We start from the raw sequence: 18,526 nt of genomic DNA, 5'->3' as shown, positions 1-18,526 counted from the left end.
GGTGCACTCAGGCACTGAACAGCTGGCGGATTTGTTCGGAGAGGGCGGCGACGTCCTTGTCCAGCAACCAGTCAAGGGTCAGGTACACGGCGACGCAAACCAGCGCGATCAGCGCCAGGTACACCCACAGCGGCACTTCGTGGCGCAGCATCTGCGACACCTGGTCCGGCAGTGCCCAGTCCGGTGACAAGGCCTTGGGTGCCTTGCGGTAGCGGGCGATGTCCTGGCCGAGGGTGTTGGCCAGGTAACGCAGCTGGTCTTTCTGGCCAAGGCTGAACTTGCCCTCGAAGCCAAGCGCCAGGCACAGGTGATAAACCTCGAGCACATCGAGGTTCTGTTTGACATCGCCCCGCAGAGCCTCGACCTTTTCGAAAAAGCCTTCACCCGCCAGGTGCACGCCGAAATAGCGGAACTGCAAGGGTTGCAGCTCGAAGTGCTGGCGCAACGCGTTGTCGCCAGCGCGCAACACGCTTTCATCCAGGAAGGCGCAAAGCGCGTACTGGGTGTCCTTGACCTGTTCGGCGCTGTAGTTGGCGGCACGGGCGTCACGTTCAAGGTTGGCGAAGAAGCGTTCGACACTTCCTTCGAAGGCCTGCACCGAAGTGACCTGGCGGCCACGGCGCACGATCAGCGCCATGCTGATGAAGTCTTGCACCAGGTCCTTGAGCGACGGTTTGGCAGGGGTGGGCACGGTAGCGCCCTGTTGCAGTACGGCTTCGGTCATTTGAGCACCGCCATCAGTTCAAGCTTGAGGTTGGTAAAGGCGCTGGGCGCGTAGAAGCAGATGGTCTGGGCGTTCATCATTCGCTCATACACCTGGCCATGCGGCTCGATGGCGAAGTACTGATTGTCCAGGCGCACCGGGATCGCGTTGGGGAGCCGCGCGGCGTGGTTGAGGGTAACGCCGGGCATGGCACTGTTGACCACCACCTCGATGTCTTCGGGCGAGCCGATCTTGAAGGCCCGCGGCACCAGTTCCAGCAAGCTGGCACCGGGCATGTCGGCATGGACCGACACGTAGAAGTCGGCCTCGACCAGGCGCGGGTCGTGCAACTGCCCTTGCCAATACGACGGTTTGGTCTGGGTGAGGTTGATGACGATGCACTGGTTGGGCACGACGTTGTCCAGCATCACCCTGATCATCTCGTCCAGCTTGACCAGCGATGCGGCTGGGTCGTGGTGGTCGTACTCGGGGATGTCGGCCAGTTGAGTGTCGAGGGTGAAGGTCAGCAGGCCACCGGCAAGGTCGGCAAGGAACAGGTACAGGCGCTCTGGGTGCAGGCGTGGGTGGGCCAGCAGGTGGGCCAGTTGCGGGTGCGCCCGGTTGACGGTGTTCAGCAGCCAGAACAAGGTGACATCGCTGGAGCCGAACTCGGCGATCTGGTCGGCGCGTTCGCGGCGCCGGCCAGACAGTGCCTTGCTTTTGGCCTGCAAGGCGCCGAGCAGGCGCTTGCCAATGCCGGCCAGGGTTTCGTGGCAACCCAGGTGCAGGGTAGGGTGGACGAAATGCGGGTCCAGATTGAAACCGCCCATGCTGTTGCGGGTCAGCTTGGCCAGTGGGCAGTAGCTATAGCCATCGAGGCTATCGCCGTCGACCAGCAGCACGACGTTCAGGCGCAGGCTGGTGATCTCGTTCTCCAGCTCGCCTTCGTTGAGGTCGGGCAGGGTGTCGAACTGTTTGCGATAGCGCCGCGCTGCCTTGTGTTCCTGGCCGTCTTCGACGTAATTGAGGCCGAACGGCTCAGGCAGCTTCAGGGCAGCGTACACCTTGAGGTCGTTGGCCTTGAGCAGATCTTTGAGGTCACGCGCGGCCGGCAGTGGGTCGTGCTGCGGCGCGTCGTACAGGCTGCCATCGGGGAATACCAGCTTAAGGCGCTTGAGTTGCAGCGAACCGTTGCTCAGGGCGTCCTCGTCCACTTGCAGCGCCTGTACACCCCAATGGAAGGGGGTGCTGCGCAGGGTCGCTTCGGCCAACTGATGTTGGTGAAACTCGTCCTGATACTGAAAGTGCTGGGGCAGCAGGAACATGCCTTCCGACCACATCACCCGGCTCTGCTTGCTCATTTGACGCTATCCACGAAAGAGTTGAAGGAATTGTCGACGGCGTTTTGTGCTGATTTGCCAGCCATATCGCTGGCCTTGTCGAGCGCGGCGTCCCGCACCTTGTCGGTGAGGCCAGGCGCGGCTTGCCTGGCGCGCTCGGCGGCGGCCTGCTGCTCGGCGGTCGGCGGCTTGTTCAATACGTCCACACCGCGCATGGCATGGATCTCGGTCTTGTCCACCAGTACGCGCAGGCCGTCCGATGAGAACCAGATCCCGTCCTTGCGCAGCGAGTCGGCGTCGAAGGCGACTTTCCAGCGGGCATCCTGCTCGTCGCGGAAAAACGCTGCCACGCCGACATACCGGGCGCTCTTGGCCAGCGGCCATTGGTCGATCTGGCCAATGCCCGGTAGCAGGGTGATCTCGCGTGCCTCCACCAGGGTGTTGCCCAGGGCTTTCTGCGGGGTAGCCCACAGGGTTTCGGCATCGCTGGCGGCGAAGCGCTCGAGGTCGGTCAGCTGGTACACGCGCATCACCACCGACAGCGGTTTGCCGTCGTCATCCGGGTTGAGCTGGTTGCCGCCATCAGAGGTCAGAATGACTTTTTCGCTGTCGGCCAGCATGTCGGCCGCCCAGCTGTCTTCCATGCGCTTGCCGATGCGGTCGGTAACCCCGCAGCCGGCCATTGCCAACAGCAGGGCAAGGGCAGTCAAGCGTTTGAGGGTAGTGTGCTTGTGGTACATGACGGCAAAAACCTCCGGGTGCGGGTCAGGCCAGGCGATAGGCGAAATCGCCATCGCTGCCCAGCTCGATGACCAGGCGCTCGATGGGCGTGCCCTGGGCCATGCGCTCTAGCACGCGCTGGGCGAGCTCTGGCATCAGGGTCTGGGACAGAATGTTGTCGATGTTGCGCGCACCGCTATCGACTTCGGTGCAGCGTGCGGCGATGGCCTTCACCAACGCCGGTTCGTAGCTCAGTTCGGCCTGGTGGTTGCGCGCGAAGCGCTTGGCGATGCGCTCGAGCTTGAGCGCGACGATGCGCTCCAGCACCTGGTCCTGCACCGGGTAGAACGGCACGATGCTCAGGCGGCCAAGGAAAGCTGGCTTGAATACCTGGTTCAGCTCACCGCGCAGGCCTTCGATGATGGCTGCGGGGGTGGGCTGCTGCTCGGCATTCAGGCAGGTGTGCATGATGTGCTCGGTGCCGGTGTTGGAGGTGAGGATGATCACCGTGTTGCGGAAATTGATCTCGCGGCCTTCACCGTCGTCCAGCACCCCTTTGTCGAACACCTGGAAGAACAGTTCAAGTACATCGGGGTGAGCCTTTTCCACCTCGTCCAGCAGTACCACGCTGTACGGTTTGCGGCGCACCGCCTCCGTCAGCACGCCGCCTTCGCCGTAGCCGACATAGCCCGGTGGTGAGCCTTTGAGGCTGGATACCGTATGCGCTTCCTGGTACTCGGACATGTTGATGGTGATCAGGTTGCGTTCACCGCCATACAGGGTGTCGGCAAGGGCCAGGGCGGTTTCGGTCTTGCCGACGCCGCTGGGGCCAAGCAGCAGGAATACGCCGATCGGTTTGTTCGGGTCTTCCATGCGCGCACGGGAAATTTTGATGCGTTTGCCGATTTCGTGCAGGGCATGGTCCTGGCCCAGTACGCGCTGGCTCAGCAGTTCAGGCAAGCGCTGAACGGTATCGATCTCGTCGCGCAGCATCTTGCCTAGCGGAATACCGGTCCAGCCGCTGATGACCTGGGCGATGGCGCCGCTGTCGACCAAGGCATGCACCAGTGGCTGGTCGCCTTGCACCCGGGCCAGTTCGCTGCGCAGGGCATTGAGCTGCGCGGGGTCGGCTTCACTGGCGGCGCTCAGCGCCTTGAGCTGTTCGACCAGTGCCAGTTCCTGTTGCCACTGGGTGTTCAGTTGCTGTTCCTGCAACTGCGCGGCTTGCAAGGCAGCCTGCAGTTCGCCGAGGCGGCGGGCATGATCGTGGCCTTTGCCGGCTTCGTCGCCCAGCACGCTGATTTCAGCTTGCAGGTTGTCGATCTGCCGACGGCAGTCTTCCAGTGCGCCAGGCTGCGAGGTTTGCGCCAAGGCGATGCGTGCGCAGGCGGTGTCGAGCACGCTGACAGCTTTGTCTGGCAGCTGGCGGCCGGTGATGTAGCGGTTGGACAGGCGCACTGCCTGCACCAGCGCTTCGTCCATGACCGCCACCTTGTGGTGTTCGCGCATTTTGCCTAGCAGGCCGCGCAGCATGTGGATGGCTTTGTCTTCATCCGGCTCTTCGACCTTGACCACCTGGAAGCGGCGGGCGAGGGCTGCGTCCTTTTCGAAGTACTTCTTGTACTCGGCCCAGGTGGTGGCGGCGATGGTGCGCAGCTCGCCACGTGCCAGTGCAGGCTTGAGCAGGTTGGCGGCGTCATTTTGCCCCGCCTGGCCACCGGAGCCGATCAGGGTGTGGGCTTCATCGATGAACAGGATGATCGGGTGCAGGCTGCGCTTGACCTCTTCGATCACTGCCTTGAGGCGGTTCTCGAACTCACCTTTGACCCCGGCGCCCGCCTGCAGCAACCCCAGGTCGAGGGTATGCAGTGCCACATCCTTGAGCACGGCCGGCACGTCGCCTTGGGCAATGCGCAGGGCCAGACCTTCGACTACGGCTGTTTTGCCCACCCCGGCCTCACCGGTGAGGATCGGATTGTTCTGCCGGCGGCGCGTGAGAATGTCGACCATCTGCCGCACCTCGAATTCGCGCCCAAGCACGGGGTCGATGCGGCCTTCGCGGGCACTTTGGGTAAGGTTGACCGTGTATTGGTCCAGCGCCGGGGTCTTGCCGCCAGCCTTGCCCGGGGCAGGGGCCGGTGCCGCTGGGCCAGCCAAGGCGCTGGCGTGGCGCGATTCGGCGCTGCCCTCGACCAGGGCGGCAAGGTTCAGGCGAAGGTCGTCTGGGTTGATCTTCTCCAGCTCAGGGGCCGAGGCGACCACTACGCGATGCAGTTCGGCATCGTCCAGCAGGGCTTGCAGCAGATGGGCACTGCGTACTTGCGCGACGCCGTACTCGATCGATGCCAGCAGCCAGGCCTGTTCGATCATGCGGGTGATATGTGGCGACAGAGCCGGGGTGCGGGTGTTGCCTTTCTTGAATGTGCCCAGGGCCGTTACCAGTTGCGCCTGCAGGCGCTCGGCTACCACATCGTAGTGGCGCAGGATCGGCGCCAGGTCAGTGTCGCCGGCATCGAGCAGCTGCAACAGCAGGTGCTCGACTTCCACGTCGTAGTGTTGCTCCGAGAGGCACAGGGCTGCAGCGCTTTCTGTCGCCGTGCGGCTGGTTTCGTTGAGCTTGGCGAACAAAGACTTCAGGTTCACAAGGCGACCCCATCGTAAGGAATGTGGAAGACGGCGCAACGCGATGGCTCCGCGTCACGGCCAGGGCGTTTGAGCCAGCCCAGCCAGCCCAGGGCAAGGTTGCCTGTGCGACCGAGCTGGGCGGGTGGTACAGCCTCGGGCTTGAGCCGCGGGGCAATTTCGAAATCCAGCTCGGCACCCAGGTAGAAGCGCACCAGCTCGACCAGCTTGCGGTAGCACGCGGTGCCGGGCTGGAACCGTTGGTAATCGGCCAGGCCAAGCGGGCCGAGCTCGATGCGGATGCACGACTGGTAGTCCCAGACCCGGTTACCGGCCACGGCACTGTGGCCCAGCTGGGCATTGCGCCGCCCCAGCTGAGTACATTGTTCCGGCTGCAGGCGCAGCCAGCGCCCGGCGAACTGGCGGACTTTGATCGGCAGCGCGAAGTAGAAGCCGAGCATGCGCTCCAGGTTCAGGGCGTTGCGCGGCTTCTGGCTGAGCAGGCCGGCAAAGTAGCTGAACAGCTCGCGGCGCAGCGCCGTGGGCTGCTGCTCGAACTTGAGCCGCTGGGCCATGGGCCCGAACCCCACCATGTTGAGCAGGTAGCCGTCGAAGCGCGATGTGCCGTTGCGCTCGTGTTCGATATGAAACTTGTACTTTTGCCAGGCTTCGTAGAACAGCGTGGTCATGCGGTGCGAAAACATGTCGAGGAACGCATGCGCAGCATCGTCGCGATACTGTACGTGCCGCTCCAGCAGCAGCTCGGTGTACGGGCGTGGCAGCACACCAGACGGCCCTACCAGGCCCATGAAGGTCACCTGGACCTCCGACAACGGCCGGCCGGCAGGCGAAACCTTGCCCTCGCGTTCGAAATGCAAGTCGCTGACTTCGCTCGCCGGGAACGCCAGGGACAGCTGGGTGCGAAAACGTAGCGGGTCTTCGTGCGGGCGCGTTGCCAGGTCCATGCGCCCGGTGCGGCTGTAGTGCAGGCGAAGCAGGCGCACCAATTGAAAAAATTCGAATCGGTGCGGCTCGGCTCGGGCCTGATCGATCAGACCAGGGGCTGATCGCCAGTGCGTGCTGGCCATTGGACGACTCTCTTTTCTCGTTGTTGGGTACGCAGCGTCAGTTGGGTGAAGCTGTTCATCGAACAGTACTGGCCGAAGAAATGGTCCAGCACCATGCCGAACAGGAACACACCGCTGCCGGTGAACTGGCTTTCGTCCAGCGTCAGGGTGATACCCACACCGCGCACGAAGTTCGGCCGCGGGTGGCCGATACGCGCAACCACCGGTTCGCTGGCGATAGCCTTGATGCCGTTGATTTGTTTACGAATGGCCGAGACGTTGCGGTAGTTGTAGAGCGACAGCAACTCGAGCAGTACTTCGCGGCCCTGGCTTACCAGCGACAGGTGGTTGAGCGACAGGTGCGCAATAAGCCGCCAGATAAGGCCTTTGCCCAGTGGCACACGCATGGTGGCGGTGGGCTTGCGCAGGCAGCGGATGTCCTTGATCACCGAGTTGGCCGGGATGTTGAAATCACCGCGTTCACCACCGAAAGGCAGCATCAGCGGCACATCGCGGTTGCTGCAGGTAAGGCTGATGCTGAGGGTATCGCTGCTGGCGTCTATCAGCTCCAGGTCGCGGTCGACCACGCGGATGCTCATCGCTGTGGCATCGCCTTGGTTGCGACGGCGGGCGATCCAGAAGCTGGTGTGCGGGTCTTGCTCGCCACGCGGCTCGAAGAATGCCTGGCAGGTGGCGACCTGGTCTATGCCACCCAGTTTGCGCACGCGCCGTACCCGATCGATCGACACCACTTCTGCGGCATTGTGCAGGCGGGTGTCGGGGGTGACCGGGTACTCGTGCCGCGTATGGGTAAGCTTGATCGGCTCGGCCTGTTGCCGGAACAAGTTGATGATTGGCGTGCAGTTGAGCTTGAAGTTGTTGCGCCCGATGTTCTGGCTCAGCCGCGCCAGGCGGTCGCCCAGGTCGTAGTCGCTGAAATAGAAATTGACCTGTACCTGTTCCACGGCCTGACCATTCAGGGGGCGAGCGAACCCGCCGAGGTCGAAGAACATGAACTTGTCTGGGAAGGTGAAATACTCGTGCAACAGCCGGTAGCCGAGGAACGAGCGTTCGGAATAGTCCACCAGGCCTTCGTCACGCCCATAACCTACAGCGCTCAGGGCACCTGCTGGCAGCACGATTTCGCGCCTGCGGCCTTGGTCGTGGAAGCTCAGGGTCGCTTTGGCGAGGTTGTTGAACAGCAGCTCGTACAAATGCAGCATCAGCGTTGCTTCACCGTCGAGGAAGAAGCGCAGGCGGTCGATTTGCATTTGCCCGAACAGGGCGTCGCCGGTGGCGGCCAGATCGATGCTCAGGCGGGCGACCAGGTCGGCGCTGTGGCCGTTGAAAGCGGAGCGCTCCATTTCGGCGAACGTGGCCTTCTGCACGACAATCGGCCATAACTCAACCGGGTAGCAAGTGCGGAATTTACACACCACGCCCTCAACGGCGTTGGCATGCATCTCGGTATGGCGCGCCACGCGGTAGGCTTCGGTCACCTTCTCGTGCTTGCCCAGGCTCAGCTCGGCGATCGACATCGACGGGGTTGGGCGCAGGTAATGCGGGTACAGCACCTCAAGGAAGGACTCGACGATTTCCGGAAACTCGTCATCGAGTTTTTTATGCACCCGCGCGGAAAGGAACGAAAACGCCTCGATCAGGCGCTCGGTATGCGGGTCTTCGCAGTTGTCGCCCTCGATCAGTAGCCGCGAAGCAATTTTCGGGTACTGCGCGGCAAACTCCTGGCCGAGGAAGCGCAGGTGCGACAGTTCCTTTTCGTAGTAGGGCAGCAGTTCGTCGAGCATCAGTTGAGGTTCTGTACTTTGTATTCCTGGGTGTTGACCTGCAGCACGGCGTCGAATGACACCTGGCGGCTGATATCCTGCAGACGCAATACAGCGTCTACCCGGAAGATCAACATGCGGTGGCCGTTCTGCTGGGCCAACAGCTGAACCCGCACCCGGCGAAAGCGCCGGTCGCCGGTGCTGATCGCCCGCTCCAGCTGCTGCTGGATCAGGCGGCGATCGTGCGCCGCAGTACTGGACCGCGTCGCTGCGCAGGTGGCGGTCGGCCAGCGGGTTATTGCGGTAGCGCGCCGGGCGCTGAGCATGGCGTTCGAGCAGGTCCAGGCTCCACAGCAGTTCGAGGAAGTAGTCGGTGCTCTCGGCATGCCAGTCCAGGGCCTGCGCCACCTGGGCGGGGGCGAGGTATTGCTGCAGGTGATCGAACAGGCCGTGTGCCAGCGCCAGTTGCAAGGCGTCGGCCGCCAGCCCTCCCAGTTGCAGGTCCCAACAGGCTTGCAAGGGGTGGGTGGCGGTGGGGTGCAGGTCGCGGGGGCGGGGTGCAAGTCGGGTCACGGTAACTTCCTGTAGTTGTCGCGTGTGTGGCCGTTGCGGGCCCACGGATAAGGAACGAAACGGGGCATGGCCGAATCAGCTCAAAGGGTGGTATATATTAAATAAGAATCATTCACATAAAATATGCGAGCCGGAGCCGTTTCTATGCGGTGCGACGGCCGCAGATCCTCAGGGATGTCTTCATGAACACGAGCAACGCCACCTGCCGCCTGGGCCTGGACCAGCCCCGGCACCGTTCGCTGAGCGCCGACGGGCGCCTGCGCCTGCAACTGGACGAAGCCTACGGGCAGTGCCACACCGACCTGCTGCAACTGGAGCAAGGCCTGTCGCTGGGGCGCCTGCATTACCACCCCACACGCCCGCTGGTGGAGGAGACCTGCGGGCCGCATGACGGCCACGTGATGGTGGTGACGGTGGGGCTGCAGGGAAAATCCGGCTTCATCGGCCAGGACGGCAGCAGCCTGGCGTTCGAGGCGGGGCACACCACCATCACCGCCTTCCGTGCCACGCCTGGCGAGCGCCGTTACCAGGCCAATGAAACCGCTTCGCAACTGCGCGTGGTGATCGACCACGCGACGCTGTGCAAGTACGTGGGCGAGGCACGCGCCACTGAAGTGCTGGGCAGCGGCCGGTTGCACCGCCTGGATTTCCGGCCCAGCTCCCAGGCCGCCCAAGCCCATGCCGCCGCGCTGGTGCGCTACCTGCAACCGGGCGGTCTGGACCCGGCCCACCGGCTGGACCTGCATATCCATACCCTCAGCCTGCTGGCCGAGCAGTTCAACCTGCTGGCGCCGCCGCCCAGCACCGCTGCGGCCTTGAGTACCAGCGACGTGCAGCGTATCGAGCGGGCGCGCAACCTGTTGTGCGAGCAACTGGACAAGCCGTTGACCGTGGATTACCTGGCCACGGCGGTGGGCATGAACGAACACAAGCTCAAGGAGGGGTTCCGTTACCTGTTCGACACCACACCGGCACGCATGCTGCTGGAGTTGCGCATGCGCAAGGCCATGACCTTGCTGGAGGCCGGGCAACAGGTGGCGCAGGCGGCGTGGCAGGTGGGGTACAAATACCCGAACAACTTCACCGTGGCGTTCACCCGCTATTTTGGCCGGTCACCGAAGTCGATCTTCGGGCGCAAGCGCTGAGCCCGGTCAGGGCGCCGCTGCAGGCCATGGCGAGGGTCGCAGCGGCGCGCCACCGCTACAGCTCGAAGCTGACCCTCATCCCCACCTCGCGTGGCGGGCTGTACACGGTCACAGCGCCATTGAGCAATCCCTGGGCGTCGTAGCGCTTGTCCAGCAGGTTGTCGACGTAGGTGCTGACGGTGTACTGCCCGAAGCGGTAGCCAGCGCTCAGGTCCACCAGGCCGTAGCCGGGGCGCCGATAGGTATTGGCAGCGTCCAGATACACCTTGCCCACCGCACTCAGCGCGCCCTGTACGTACCAGCCGGCATCGGCGTCGTAACGCAGGCCCAGGTGGCCGGTGAAGTCCGGGGCGAACGGGTTGCGGTTATCCTCGTAGTCGTTGCTCCCCTCGCGGAACCGCTCGAAGCGTGTGCGGTTCAGCCCCAGCGCCGCAGTGAGGGTCCAGCGTTCGCCCAGCAGGTATTCCAGGTCCAGGTCCAGGCCGGTGGAGGTCGCCGCCGCCGCATTGGTGATGTACACCAGCCCCTGCTGCACCAGTTGCTGCACCTGCATGTCACGCACCTGCATGCGGTACAGCGCCGCCGAGTAGCGCAGGCGCTGGTCCGCGGTCAGGCCCTTCAGGCCCAACTCAAGGCTGCGCACCTGCTCCGGGTCGTACGCCGGGTTGCCGGCGCTGCTGGCGAAGGCATTGAAGCCGCCCGCACGCATGCCCTGGCTGTAGCTGACGTAGGCCTGGGCATCGTCGCTCAGCGCATACTGCAATGCCACCTTGGGGGTGAAGTGCTGCCAGCTGTCGGACTGGTTGCGGTTGCCTGCCGGGTCGATCCAGGCACGTGCGTACTCATAGCGGCCACCCAAGGTCAACGACCAGGCCCCGGCCAGCGGCTGCAGCCATTGGCCGAAAAGCGCGGCGGTATTGCCACCCAGGCCGGCCTGGGTACGGCTGAGCCCCATCGGCAGTTTCTGCTGGTAATCCAGGTCGTGGTCTTCACGGTCGGCGTACGCGCCCAGCAGCCAGCGGCCTTGCCCGTGGCTGCCACTTAGGCGCAGTTCCTGGCTCAGGGTTTCGAAGTGGTAGTCGCGGGCCAGGTGCATGAGGTCGCTTGGCTGGAAGTCGGTGTCCTGGCGTAGACGGTCGTCGAACACGCTGCGTGCGGTGATCGAGCGCAGTTCCAGGTCGCCGCCCAGTTGCCGGCGCAGGTCCAGCGACCAGGTGTCGCCGCTGGAATGGTTACGCCCGGCCAGCCCGGAATTCACTGCCCGGTCGGGGCCCGTGCGGCTGCCCCATTGGGCGGCCTGGTCGCGGTATTTCAGGGTGCTGTAGCGCAGGGTCGCGTCGGTGAGCGCATCCGGCGTCCAGCGCAGGGTCAGGCGGCCGCTCTGGCGCTCGCGGTCGTCGGTTTTGCCACCGGCGAAGTCGTCGTCCAGGTAGCCGTCCTGGCTTGTCCATTGGCCAGCGGCACCTGCATACAGGGTGCCTTCTATCAGCGCGGTGCTCAGGTCGGCGCTGACCAGGCGCTTGTCACGGCTGCCCAGCCCGGTTTCCACCCGGGCGTAGTCGGCGTCGCCCGGCTGGCGCGTGAACACGCTGAGCACGCCGGCCTCGGCGTTGCGACCGTACAGTGCCGATTGCGGACCGCGCAGGATCTCCACGCGCTCGACGCCCACCAGGTCATTGTCGAAGCCTTGGCCGCGCAACACCGGCACGCCGTCGACCAGCATCAGCAGCGAGTTGGAGAAGGCCGTGGCATTGGAGGTCAGGCCGCGCACCACCGGCAGTTGCGTACCCGACTGGCCAAAGGGCTGGAAGGTGAACCCCGGGGTGCGCCGCACCAGTTGTTCCAGCGAGTCCACCGGTGTGCTCTGCAGGGTCCGGGCGTCGATCACCGAGAGGCTGGCAGGCAACTGGTCGCGGGCTTGTTCAAGCTTGTCGCTGGCCACCACCGTGTCTTCCAGCACCAGCCGTTCGCTCGCGCTCGTCGGCGTCATACCGCCTGCGACCACCAGCCCTGTGAAAACCCCCACCAGCGTTGTTCTGGCCATGCCCGTTCCTCGATGTTGGCAACGCGCACCCCGCACGGGCACGCAACGGCCGGCATTGTAGCGCCTGACCGAGAATCATTCGCGTCTGTAACCTATGCGCCAGCGACGGTTTCCTATGCGTGGCCGCGGATGGAGCACCACCAGCACCAGGCTTTTGTTCCGCAGCATGAAACCAGTTTCGGTTGTGTGCCACGGCAGGCCAGGTTTAGCTGGCAGCCAGCACGACCTGCCTCACCCGTCGTGACCTCAAGGCGAACAACAAGAACGGGAAACCACCCGCACAAGGAGACTGCACATGTCCCGACATCAGCACATCCTGGCCTGGCTGAACGATGTGGCCAGCGACTTGCACGCGATCCGCCATGATATTCACGCCCACCCGGAACTGGGCTTCGAAGAAAACCGCACCTCAGCGCTGGTCGCCCGCCACCTGGAACAATGGGGCTACGAGGTGCACACCGGCATCGGCAAGACCGGCGTGGTGGGCGTGCTGCGCAATGGCAGCAGCCAGCGCCGCCTGGGCTTGCGTGCCGACATGGACGCGTTGCCCATTCATGAGACCACCGGTGCCGCCTACAGCAGCCAGCACCAGGGCTGCATGCACGCCTGCGGCCACGATGGGCATACCACCATGCTGCTCGGTGCCGCCCGTTACCTGGCCGCCACCCGGCAGTTCGACGGCACACTGACGCTGATATTCCAGCCGGCGGAAGAGGGGCAGGGTGGTGCCGAGGCGATGCTGGCCGATGGCTTGCTGACGCGTTTTCCCTGCGATGCATTGTTCGGCATGCACAACATGCCAGGGTTGCCCGCGGGGCAGCTGGGCTTGCGGGAAGGGCCGATGATGGCTTCGCAAGATCTGCTCACCGTGACCCTGGACGGCGTGGGGGGCCACGGCTCCATGCCGCACCTGACCGTCGACCCGCTGGTCGCCGCCGCCAGTGTGGTGATGGCATTGCAAACGGTGGTGGCGCGCAATATCGATGCCCAGGAGGCAGCGGTGGTGACGGTGGGGGCCCTGCAGGCCGGCGAAGCGGCCAATGTGATCCCGCAACAGGCACTGCTGCGCCTGAGCCTGCGGGCGCTGGATGCTGAAGTACGGGCGCAGACCCTGCAGCGGGTGCGGGCGATCATCACCCACCAGGCTGAAAGCTTCGGCTGCCGCGCCAGCATCGAGCACCGCCCGGCGTACCCCGTGCTGATCAACCACCCGGCAGAAAACGCCTTCGCCACCCAGGTAGCCGTGGAGTTGCTGGGCGCCGACGCGGTGGATACCAACACCCGCAAGCTGATGGGCAGTGAGGATTTTGCCTGGATGCTGCAACGCTGCCCGGGGGCCTACCTGTTCATCGGCAACGGCGTCGCGGGGCCGATGGTGCACAACCCCGGCTACGACTTCAACGACGACATCCTGCTGACCGGCGCTGCCTACTGGGGCGCGCTGGCAGAGCGCTGGCTAGCACCTGCCTGATCCTGCCGTTTTACCGACTGCCGCTGGAACCCGGGTGCGACCGTGCCCGGGCGATCACCCAATCACCGTGTGGAGTGTTCCCTATGCAGACTTCGAGTAATGGCGTGTCGCGCACCCGGCAAGTGGTGGCTGCCGTCATCGGCAACGCCCTGGAGTGGTATGACTTTATCGTGTACGGCTTTCTGGCCAGCATCATTGCCCGGCAGTTCTTCCCCTCCGACGATGAATACGCCTCGCTGCTGATGGCCCTGGCCACCTTCGGTGTCGGCTTTTTCATGCGCCCGGTGGGCGGTGTGTTGCTGGGCATGTACGCCGACCGCAAGGGTCGCAAGGCGGCGATGCAACTGATCATCCGCCTGATGACCGTGTCGATCGCCATGATCGCCTTTGCCCCCGATTACCTGGCCATTGGCATGGCCGCGCCGCTGTTGATCGTGGTGGCGCGCATGCTCCAGGGCTTTGCCACGGGCGGTGAGTACGCCAGCGCCACGGCCTTCCTGGTGGAGAGTGCCCCGGCCCACCGCAAGGGCCTGTACGGCTCCTGGCAACTGGTGGGGCAATGCCTGGCGGTGTTCGGCGGTGCGGCGATGGTGGCACTGGTTACCCACCTGTGCTCGCCTGCGGCGCTGGACAGCTGGGGCTGGCGTATCCCGTTCGTGCTGGGCCTGCTGATCGGCCCAGTAGGGCTGTGGATTCGCAAGCACATGGAAGAGCCCGAGGCGTTCATCGAGGCCCGCCGCCAGGCCAAGGGCCGTTCGCCCAGCCTGCCGCAGGTGCTGCGTGAACACCGGCGCAGCGTGCTGGTGGCCATGGGCCTGGCTTCTGGCGCCACAGTGTCGTTCTATGTGGTGCTGGTGAACATGCCGACGTTTGCTCACAAAAGCCTGGGCCTGCCGTTGGACCAGGTGCTGCTGGTGCAGATGCTCGCGGTGGGCCTGATGACGGTGGTCATTCCACTGGCCGGGGCGCTGTCGGACCGTTTTGGGCGGCGGCCGGTGCTGATGGCCTTCACCTTGGCATTCTTCGTGATGGTCTACCCGCTGTATGTCTGGGTCGCCGCGGCGCCATCCCTGGAGCGCCTGCTGGTCATGCAATTGCTGCTGTGCACGGCCATCGGCGGTTTCTTCGGCCCGGCGCCGACTGCCCTGGCCGAGCAGTTCCCGGTCGAGGTGCGTTCCACCGGCGTGTCGGTGGCCTATAACGTGGCCGTCATGGTATTCGGTGGCTTTGCCCCGTTGATCGTGACCTGGCTGACCCAGGCGCTGGGAACCCCGGTGGCGCCATCGTTCTATGTACTGTTTGCCTGCCTGCTGACCTTGTTGGCTACCTACTGCCTGAAAGACGCACCCCGGGCGGGCAACCGGGCTGCCTTCAACCTTGGAGTGAAACCGTGAAGCCGCTTGTCATCGACCCCATTGTCGCCCTCGGCGCCGAAGCCTTGTCCCAAGCCATACACGCCCGCCAGCTGTCGTGTCGCGAGGTGATGCAGGCCTACCTCGTGCACATCGAGCGGTGCAACCCACGGGTCAATGCGCTGGTCTCGTTGCGCCCGGCCGCGGCGCTGCTGGCCGAGGCCGACCAACGTGACCGCGAACTTGCCACCGGCCATTCACGCGGCTGGATGCATGGCATGCCCCAGGCCATCAAGGACCTGGCGGCCACGGCCGGGCTGCGGACCACACTGGGTTCGCCGCTGTTCGCCGACCAGGTTCCCCTGCACGACGCGATCAGTGTGGCGCGGGTGCGGGCCAGTGGCGCCGTGATCGTGGGCAAAAGCAACGTGCCCGAGTTCGGCCTGGGGTCGCAGAGCTACAACACCTTGTTCGGCACCACCACCAATGCCTACGACCCGACACGGGTGGCAGGGGGCAGCAGCGGTGGCGCGGCGGCGGCACTGGCGATGCGCCTGCTGCCGGTGGCCGACGGCAGCGACATGATGGGCTCGTTGCGCAACCCGGCGGCGTTCAACAACGTGTTCGGCCTGCGCCCATCCCAGGGGCGGGTGCCCCACGGCCCTGCGCCGGAATTGTTCGTGCAGCAGTTGGCCACCGAGGGGCCGATGGGCCGCAGCGTGACCGATGTGGCGCGGCTGTTGTCGGTTCAGGCCGGGGCAGATGCGCGGGCACCGCTGGCGCTGAGCGAAGGCCGGCGCGATTTCGCTGCCGGCTTGCAGCGCGATCTGCGCGGGGTACGGGTGGGCTGGCTGGGGGACTACAACGGCTACCTGCCGATGGATGACGGGGTGATGAGCCTGTGCGAATCGGCGTTGGCCGACTTTGCCGAGCTGGGCTGCCGGGTCGAGGCCTGCCAACCGGCATTCGACCTGGCTCGCTTGTGGCAGTGCTGGCTCACGCACCGCCACTTCCTGGTGCATGGCAACCTCAGCGCAGCCTATGCCGACCCGGCCCGGCGCACACTGCTCAAGCCCGAAGCACAGTGGGAGGTGGAAGGCGGCTTGCAGTTGAGTGCTGCAGCGCTGTACCAGGCTTCGCTGGACCGCAGTGACTGGTACCGCGCCATGGCTGAGCTGTTCGAGCATTACGATTTCCTGCTGCTGCCATCGGCCCAGGTGTTCCCTTTCGATGCGGGCCTGCCATGGCCGCAGCGGGTAGGCGGGCGGCCCATGGACACCTACCACCGCTGGATGGAAGTGGTGATCGGGCCGACCCTGGCCGGCTTGCCGAGCATGAGCGTGCCGATCGGTTTCAACCCTGGCGGCTTGCCCATGGGCTTGCAGATCATTGGCCCGGCCCAGGCAGACCATGCCGTGTTGCAGTTGGCCTATGCCCATGAACAACTCACCGGCTGGGTGCAGCGTTGCCCGCCGCCCAGCCTGCAGGCGCCATGAGGTGCTGGCCAGGCGCGCTTTTTGCTGGCTATGCTGACCCTCTGGCAACCAGGAGGTCATCCCCATGGGCATCACGGCAGAAGGTGGCGGCGTGCGTTCGGTGGAGCGGGCGCTGGCCATCGTCGACCTGCTGGGCGAGCACCAGGCACTGGGCCTTGAAGAACTGCATTACCTGACCACACTGCCCAAGGCCACGGTGTCGCGCATGCTTGCTACCTTGCAGGTGCAGGGCTGGGTTTATCGCGGCCTCAGCGACCGGCGCTATCGGCTGTGCTCGCGGCGCTTGTACGGTGACCGCCAGTTGCGCTTCAAGCGGCGCCTGGTGGAACGCGCCGCGCCGATGCTGCTGGAGTTGAGCGAACGTACCGGGTTGGTAGTGGACCTGTCGTGTTTCGATGGTCAGCGGCTGGAGGTCATGGAAAGCGCCATTCCGCAGATCCTGCGCAAGCGTTACCCGCATACCTGCCAGATCGTCGGCCATCATGCCAGCCTGTTCCATTCGGCGATGGGCCGTGCCTGCCTGGGTGAGCTGGGGCTGGAGGAGGTACAACGCCTGGCGGCCGATGCGCGGCTGGGGGACGATGCGTTGCTGCGCGATATCGAAGAAGAGGCACACAAAGGTTTCGGCCAGCGCACCGAGGGCCACTGGGAGTACCCGGTACGCCTGCCGCACCTGATTCGCGCTATTGCCTTGCCCGTGCATGCCGAAGGCCGCCTGGCCGGGAGCATCGCCTTGCACTGGCCGTTGGACCAGGCGCCGGTCGAGCGGGTACTGAGCCTGCACCTGAGCAGCCTGGCGAGCACGGTTGGCGAGGTGCAGCGGGCGTTGGCCTGAGGCTGGCGGCGGTGCCTTCGCACCCTATGGCCGCTCTTGGTGCCTGATGCTGCTTACTTGAGGGTGATGCCACACTGATCGGGGCTGCTGCGCAGCCCATCGCAGGCAAGCCAGCTTGTATGGTTAGACTTGAAGGGAGGAGGAGGGACAAAGCCAGCTTCTGACTGTTAGCGCAGTACAGACCGTGGGAGACCTCGCCCCTCCTCCCTTTTCACCCAAGCGCCGATAAAGAATGCTTCCGGGCTCGGACCGACGAAAGACACAAGCCAGCGCCTCTGGGTGACCCTTCAAGTACTCCAACACTATCGAGGAGAGTTGCTCATGGCAATGGTGGTTGCTGATTCAAAGCGGCTGATTGGCGTGGATGTGGCCAAAACAGAATTGGTCATTTGGGACGATGAATCAGCAGAACTCATAGCAATCCCCAATACTAAAGCAGCTATCAAGAAATGGCTCAAAGGCCTCTCGGGTGCGATGTCCGTCGCTATCGAAGCGACCAACATCTATCACGTCCTGTTTACGGATCTGGCCTTTGAGTTCGGGCATACGATTTACGTGGTAGATGGGTACGCCCTGAGCCATTACCGTAAAGGTGTCAACGTACGCGCTAAGACAGATGCAATTGATGCCCAGCTGTTGGCCCGCTATCTGAAGAACGAAGGGCAGGACCTAACGCCCTGGGCGCCGCCACCGGCTATCTATCGACAGCTTCTGAGCTTGTTCCGGCGACGTGCAGGACTGGTTCAGGCACGAACCAGCCTGACTCAGGGGTGGGCCAATGAACCGCTACTCAAAGCCGCCTTCAAGACGCATCTGCGTGCGATGCAGCGGCTTGAGCTGCTGGTGGAGAAGATGATCAAGGGCCTGCTGGAAAAGGCCGGGCTGATGCCTCAGGTAAAGCGCTGCATGAAGGTCGAAGGGGTGGGTTTTCTAACTGCTGCTCGCCTGACAGCGACGTTTCAGCGTGGCAACTTCAGCGGGGGTGATGCGTTTATCGCCTTTTTGGGTATGGATCTGAGGATTGCGCAGTCGGGGCAGAAAAAAGGGCAATCCAAGCTCACGAAGCGAGGAGACCCCGAAGCTCGACGCCTCCTTCACAACGCGGCTATGTCAGCATCCCGCACAGCAGCATGGAAGTCGTACTACGAAGAGCGCCTGGCGCGTGGTTTTAGCACGACAGCATCGCTTGTCATGCTCGCACGCAAACTGGCGCGAGTAGTATTTGCCCTACTGAAAAGCGGAGACGAGTATCGGTCAAAAGCCGCTTAAAAAACTTCCCTAAAACCATAGAATCTCCCACGGGGATCGCATCAGGGCAGACAGGTGTTTGCCACAAGGTATGCAGCGCCTGTTAGAGCGAGCGCCGCCCGCGCG

General features: G+C 64.1%; 13 protein-coding genes and 2 pseudogenes. 6 read left to right on the top strand and 9 right to left on the bottom strand.

Going from position 1 to position 18,526, the window contains the following annotated elements; genetic code table 11:
- Positions 1–7: 7 nt before the first annotated feature.
- The 8 genes and pseudogenes from icmH to L1P09_RS26360 all read right to left on the bottom strand — a co-directional run.
- Positions 8–724, bottom strand: a complete 717-nt coding sequence (gene icmH, locus L1P09_RS13575; protein WP_054904740.1) for a type IVB secretion system protein IcmH/DotU — start codon at positions 722–724, stop codon at positions 8–10.
- Positions 721–2,064, bottom strand: coding sequence for a type VI secretion system baseplate subunit TssK (gene tssK / locus L1P09_RS13570; RefSeq protein ID WP_009686737.1), 1,344 nt, complete (start codon positions 2,062–2,064; stop codon positions 721–723). The genes icmH and tssK overlap by 4 nt, the downstream gene beginning before the upstream one ends.
- A complete protein-coding gene (tssJ, locus tag L1P09_RS13565) occupies positions 2,061–2,783 on the bottom strand; it encodes a type VI secretion system lipoprotein TssJ (protein ID WP_192440127.1) in 723 nt (240 codons plus the stop codon). Before tssJ ends, tssK begins: the two co-directional genes overlap by 4 nt.
- A gap of 25 nt (positions 2,784–2,808) precedes the next feature.
- The gene (gene tssH, locus L1P09_RS13560; RefSeq protein ID WP_235767741.1) at positions 2,809–5,406 is read right to left on the bottom strand and encodes a type VI secretion system ATPase TssH; all 2,598 of its coding nucleotides are present in this window, start codon (positions 5,404–5,406) and stop codon (positions 2,809–2,811) included.
- Entirely contained in the window at positions 5,403–6,473 is a 1,071-nt protein-coding gene (gene tssG / locus L1P09_RS13555; RefSeq protein ID WP_009686740.1) for a type VI secretion system baseplate subunit TssG, read from the bottom strand. Before tssG ends, tssH begins: the two co-directional genes overlap by 4 nt.
- Positions 6,437–8,257 carry a type VI secretion system baseplate subunit TssF gene (gene tssF, locus L1P09_RS13550; protein WP_182368102.1) on the bottom strand — a complete coding sequence of 607 codons (1,821 nt, stop codon included), beginning with the start codon at positions 8,255–8,257 and terminating at the stop codon, positions 6,437–6,439. The genes tssG and tssF overlap by 37 nt, the downstream gene beginning before the upstream one ends.
- A pseudogene (locus tag L1P09_RS13545) lies at positions 8,257–8,478 on the bottom strand (type VI secretion system baseplate subunit TssE); the annotation flags it as partial. The gene tssF and the pseudogene L1P09_RS13545, both read right to left, overlap by 1 nt.
- Positions 8,479–8,563: 85 nt before the next feature.
- A pseudogene (locus L1P09_RS26360) lies at positions 8,564–8,809 on the bottom strand (methyltransferase family protein); the annotation flags it as partial.
- A 182-nt stretch (positions 8,810–8,991) separates the two neighbouring features.
- Here L1P09_RS26360 and L1P09_RS13535 point away from each other — a divergent pair.
- The gene (locus tag L1P09_RS13535; RefSeq protein WP_009681743.1) at positions 8,992–9,954 is read left to right on the top strand and encodes a helix-turn-helix domain-containing protein; all 963 of its coding nucleotides are present in this window, start codon (positions 8,992–8,994) and stop codon (positions 9,952–9,954) included.
- Between the two features lie 55 nt (positions 9,955–10,009).
- On the opposite strand, the gene L1P09_RS13530 is transcribed toward L1P09_RS13535, so the two are convergent.
- Complete coding sequence (locus L1P09_RS13530; protein WP_235767739.1) at positions 10,010–11,998, bottom strand: TonB-dependent receptor; 1,989 nt, start codon at positions 11,996–11,998, stop codon at positions 10,010–10,012.
- A 295-nt stretch (positions 11,999–12,293) separates the two neighbouring features.
- Here L1P09_RS13530 and L1P09_RS13525 point away from each other — a divergent pair, with 295 nt between their 5' ends.
- From L1P09_RS13525 to L1P09_RS13505, 5 genes are all read left to right on the top strand, one after another.
- Complete coding sequence (locus L1P09_RS13525) at positions 12,294–13,469, top strand: M20 aminoacylase family protein (RefSeq protein WP_235767738.1); 1,176 nt, start codon at positions 12,294–12,296, stop codon at positions 13,467–13,469.
- Between the two features lie 83 nt (positions 13,470–13,552).
- Positions 13,553–14,863 (top strand): citrate-proton symporter, encoded by a 1,311-nt coding sequence (locus tag L1P09_RS13520; protein ID WP_235767737.1) that lies wholly within the window; start codon positions 13,553–13,555, stop codon positions 14,861–14,863.
- Entirely contained in the window at positions 14,860–16,317 is a 1,458-nt protein-coding gene (locus L1P09_RS13515) for an amidase (protein ID WP_235767736.1), read from the top strand. The genes L1P09_RS13520 and L1P09_RS13515 overlap by 4 nt, the downstream gene beginning before the upstream one ends.
- Before the next feature lie 64 nt (positions 16,318–16,381).
- Complete coding sequence (locus tag L1P09_RS13510; RefSeq protein ID WP_235767735.1) at positions 16,382–17,152, top strand: IclR family transcriptional regulator; 771 nt, start codon at positions 16,382–16,384, stop codon at positions 17,150–17,152.
- Positions 17,153–17,473: 321 nt separating this feature from the next.
- Positions 17,474–18,421: an IS110 family transposase gene (locus L1P09_RS13505; RefSeq protein WP_029886225.1), complete on the top strand. Its 948-nt coding sequence runs from the start codon at positions 17,474–17,476 to the stop codon at positions 18,419–18,421.
- Positions 18,422–18,526: the final 105 nt, after the last annotated feature.

The organism is Pseudomonas juntendi (genome assembly GCF_021560075.1).
In the GTDB taxonomy this organism is placed as follows: Bacteria; Pseudomonadota; Gammaproteobacteria; order Pseudomonadales; family Pseudomonadaceae; genus Aquipseudomonas; species Aquipseudomonas juntendi.
This window is presented reverse-complemented; position numbering and strand designations above follow the sequence as displayed.

Excerpts from the sequence above, each read along its gene's own strand:
- icmH (WP_054904740.1), bottom strand. The coding sequence starts at position 724 with ATGACCGAAGCCGTACTGCAACAGGGCGCTACCGTGCCCACCCCTGCC.
- tssK (WP_009686737.1), bottom strand. The coding sequence starts at position 2,064 with ATGAGCAAGCAGAGCCGGGTGATGTGGTCGGAAGGCATGTTCCTGCTG.
- tssJ (WP_192440127.1), bottom strand. The coding sequence starts at position 2,783 with ATGTACCACAAGCACACTACCCTCAAACGCTTGACTGCCCTTGCCCTG.
- tssG (WP_009686740.1), bottom strand. The coding sequence starts at position 6,473 with ATGGCCAGCACGCACTGGCGATCAGCCCCTGGTCTGATCGATCAGGCC.
- tssF (WP_182368102.1), bottom strand. The coding sequence starts at position 8,257 with ATGCTCGACGAACTGCTGCCCTACTACGAAAAGGAACTGTCGCACCTG.
- L1P09_RS13535 (WP_009681743.1), top strand. The coding sequence starts at position 8,992 with ATGAACACGAGCAACGCCACCTGCCGCCTGGGCCTGGACCAGCCCCGG.
- L1P09_RS13530 (WP_235767739.1), bottom strand. The coding sequence starts at position 11,998 with ATGGCCAGAACAACGCTGGTGGGGGTTTTCACAGGGCTGGTGGTCGCA.
- L1P09_RS13525 (WP_235767738.1), top strand. The coding sequence starts at position 12,294 with ATGTCCCGACATCAGCACATCCTGGCCTGGCTGAACGATGTGGCCAGC.
- L1P09_RS13520 (WP_235767737.1), top strand. The coding sequence starts at position 13,553 with ATGCAGACTTCGAGTAATGGCGTGTCGCGCACCCGGCAAGTGGTGGCT.
- L1P09_RS13510 (WP_235767735.1), top strand. The coding sequence starts at position 16,382 with ATGGGCATCACGGCAGAAGGTGGCGGCGTGCGTTCGGTGGAGCGGGCG.
- L1P09_RS13505 (WP_029886225.1), top strand. The coding sequence starts at position 17,474 with ATGGCAATGGTGGTTGCTGATTCAAAGCGGCTGATTGGCGTGGATGTG.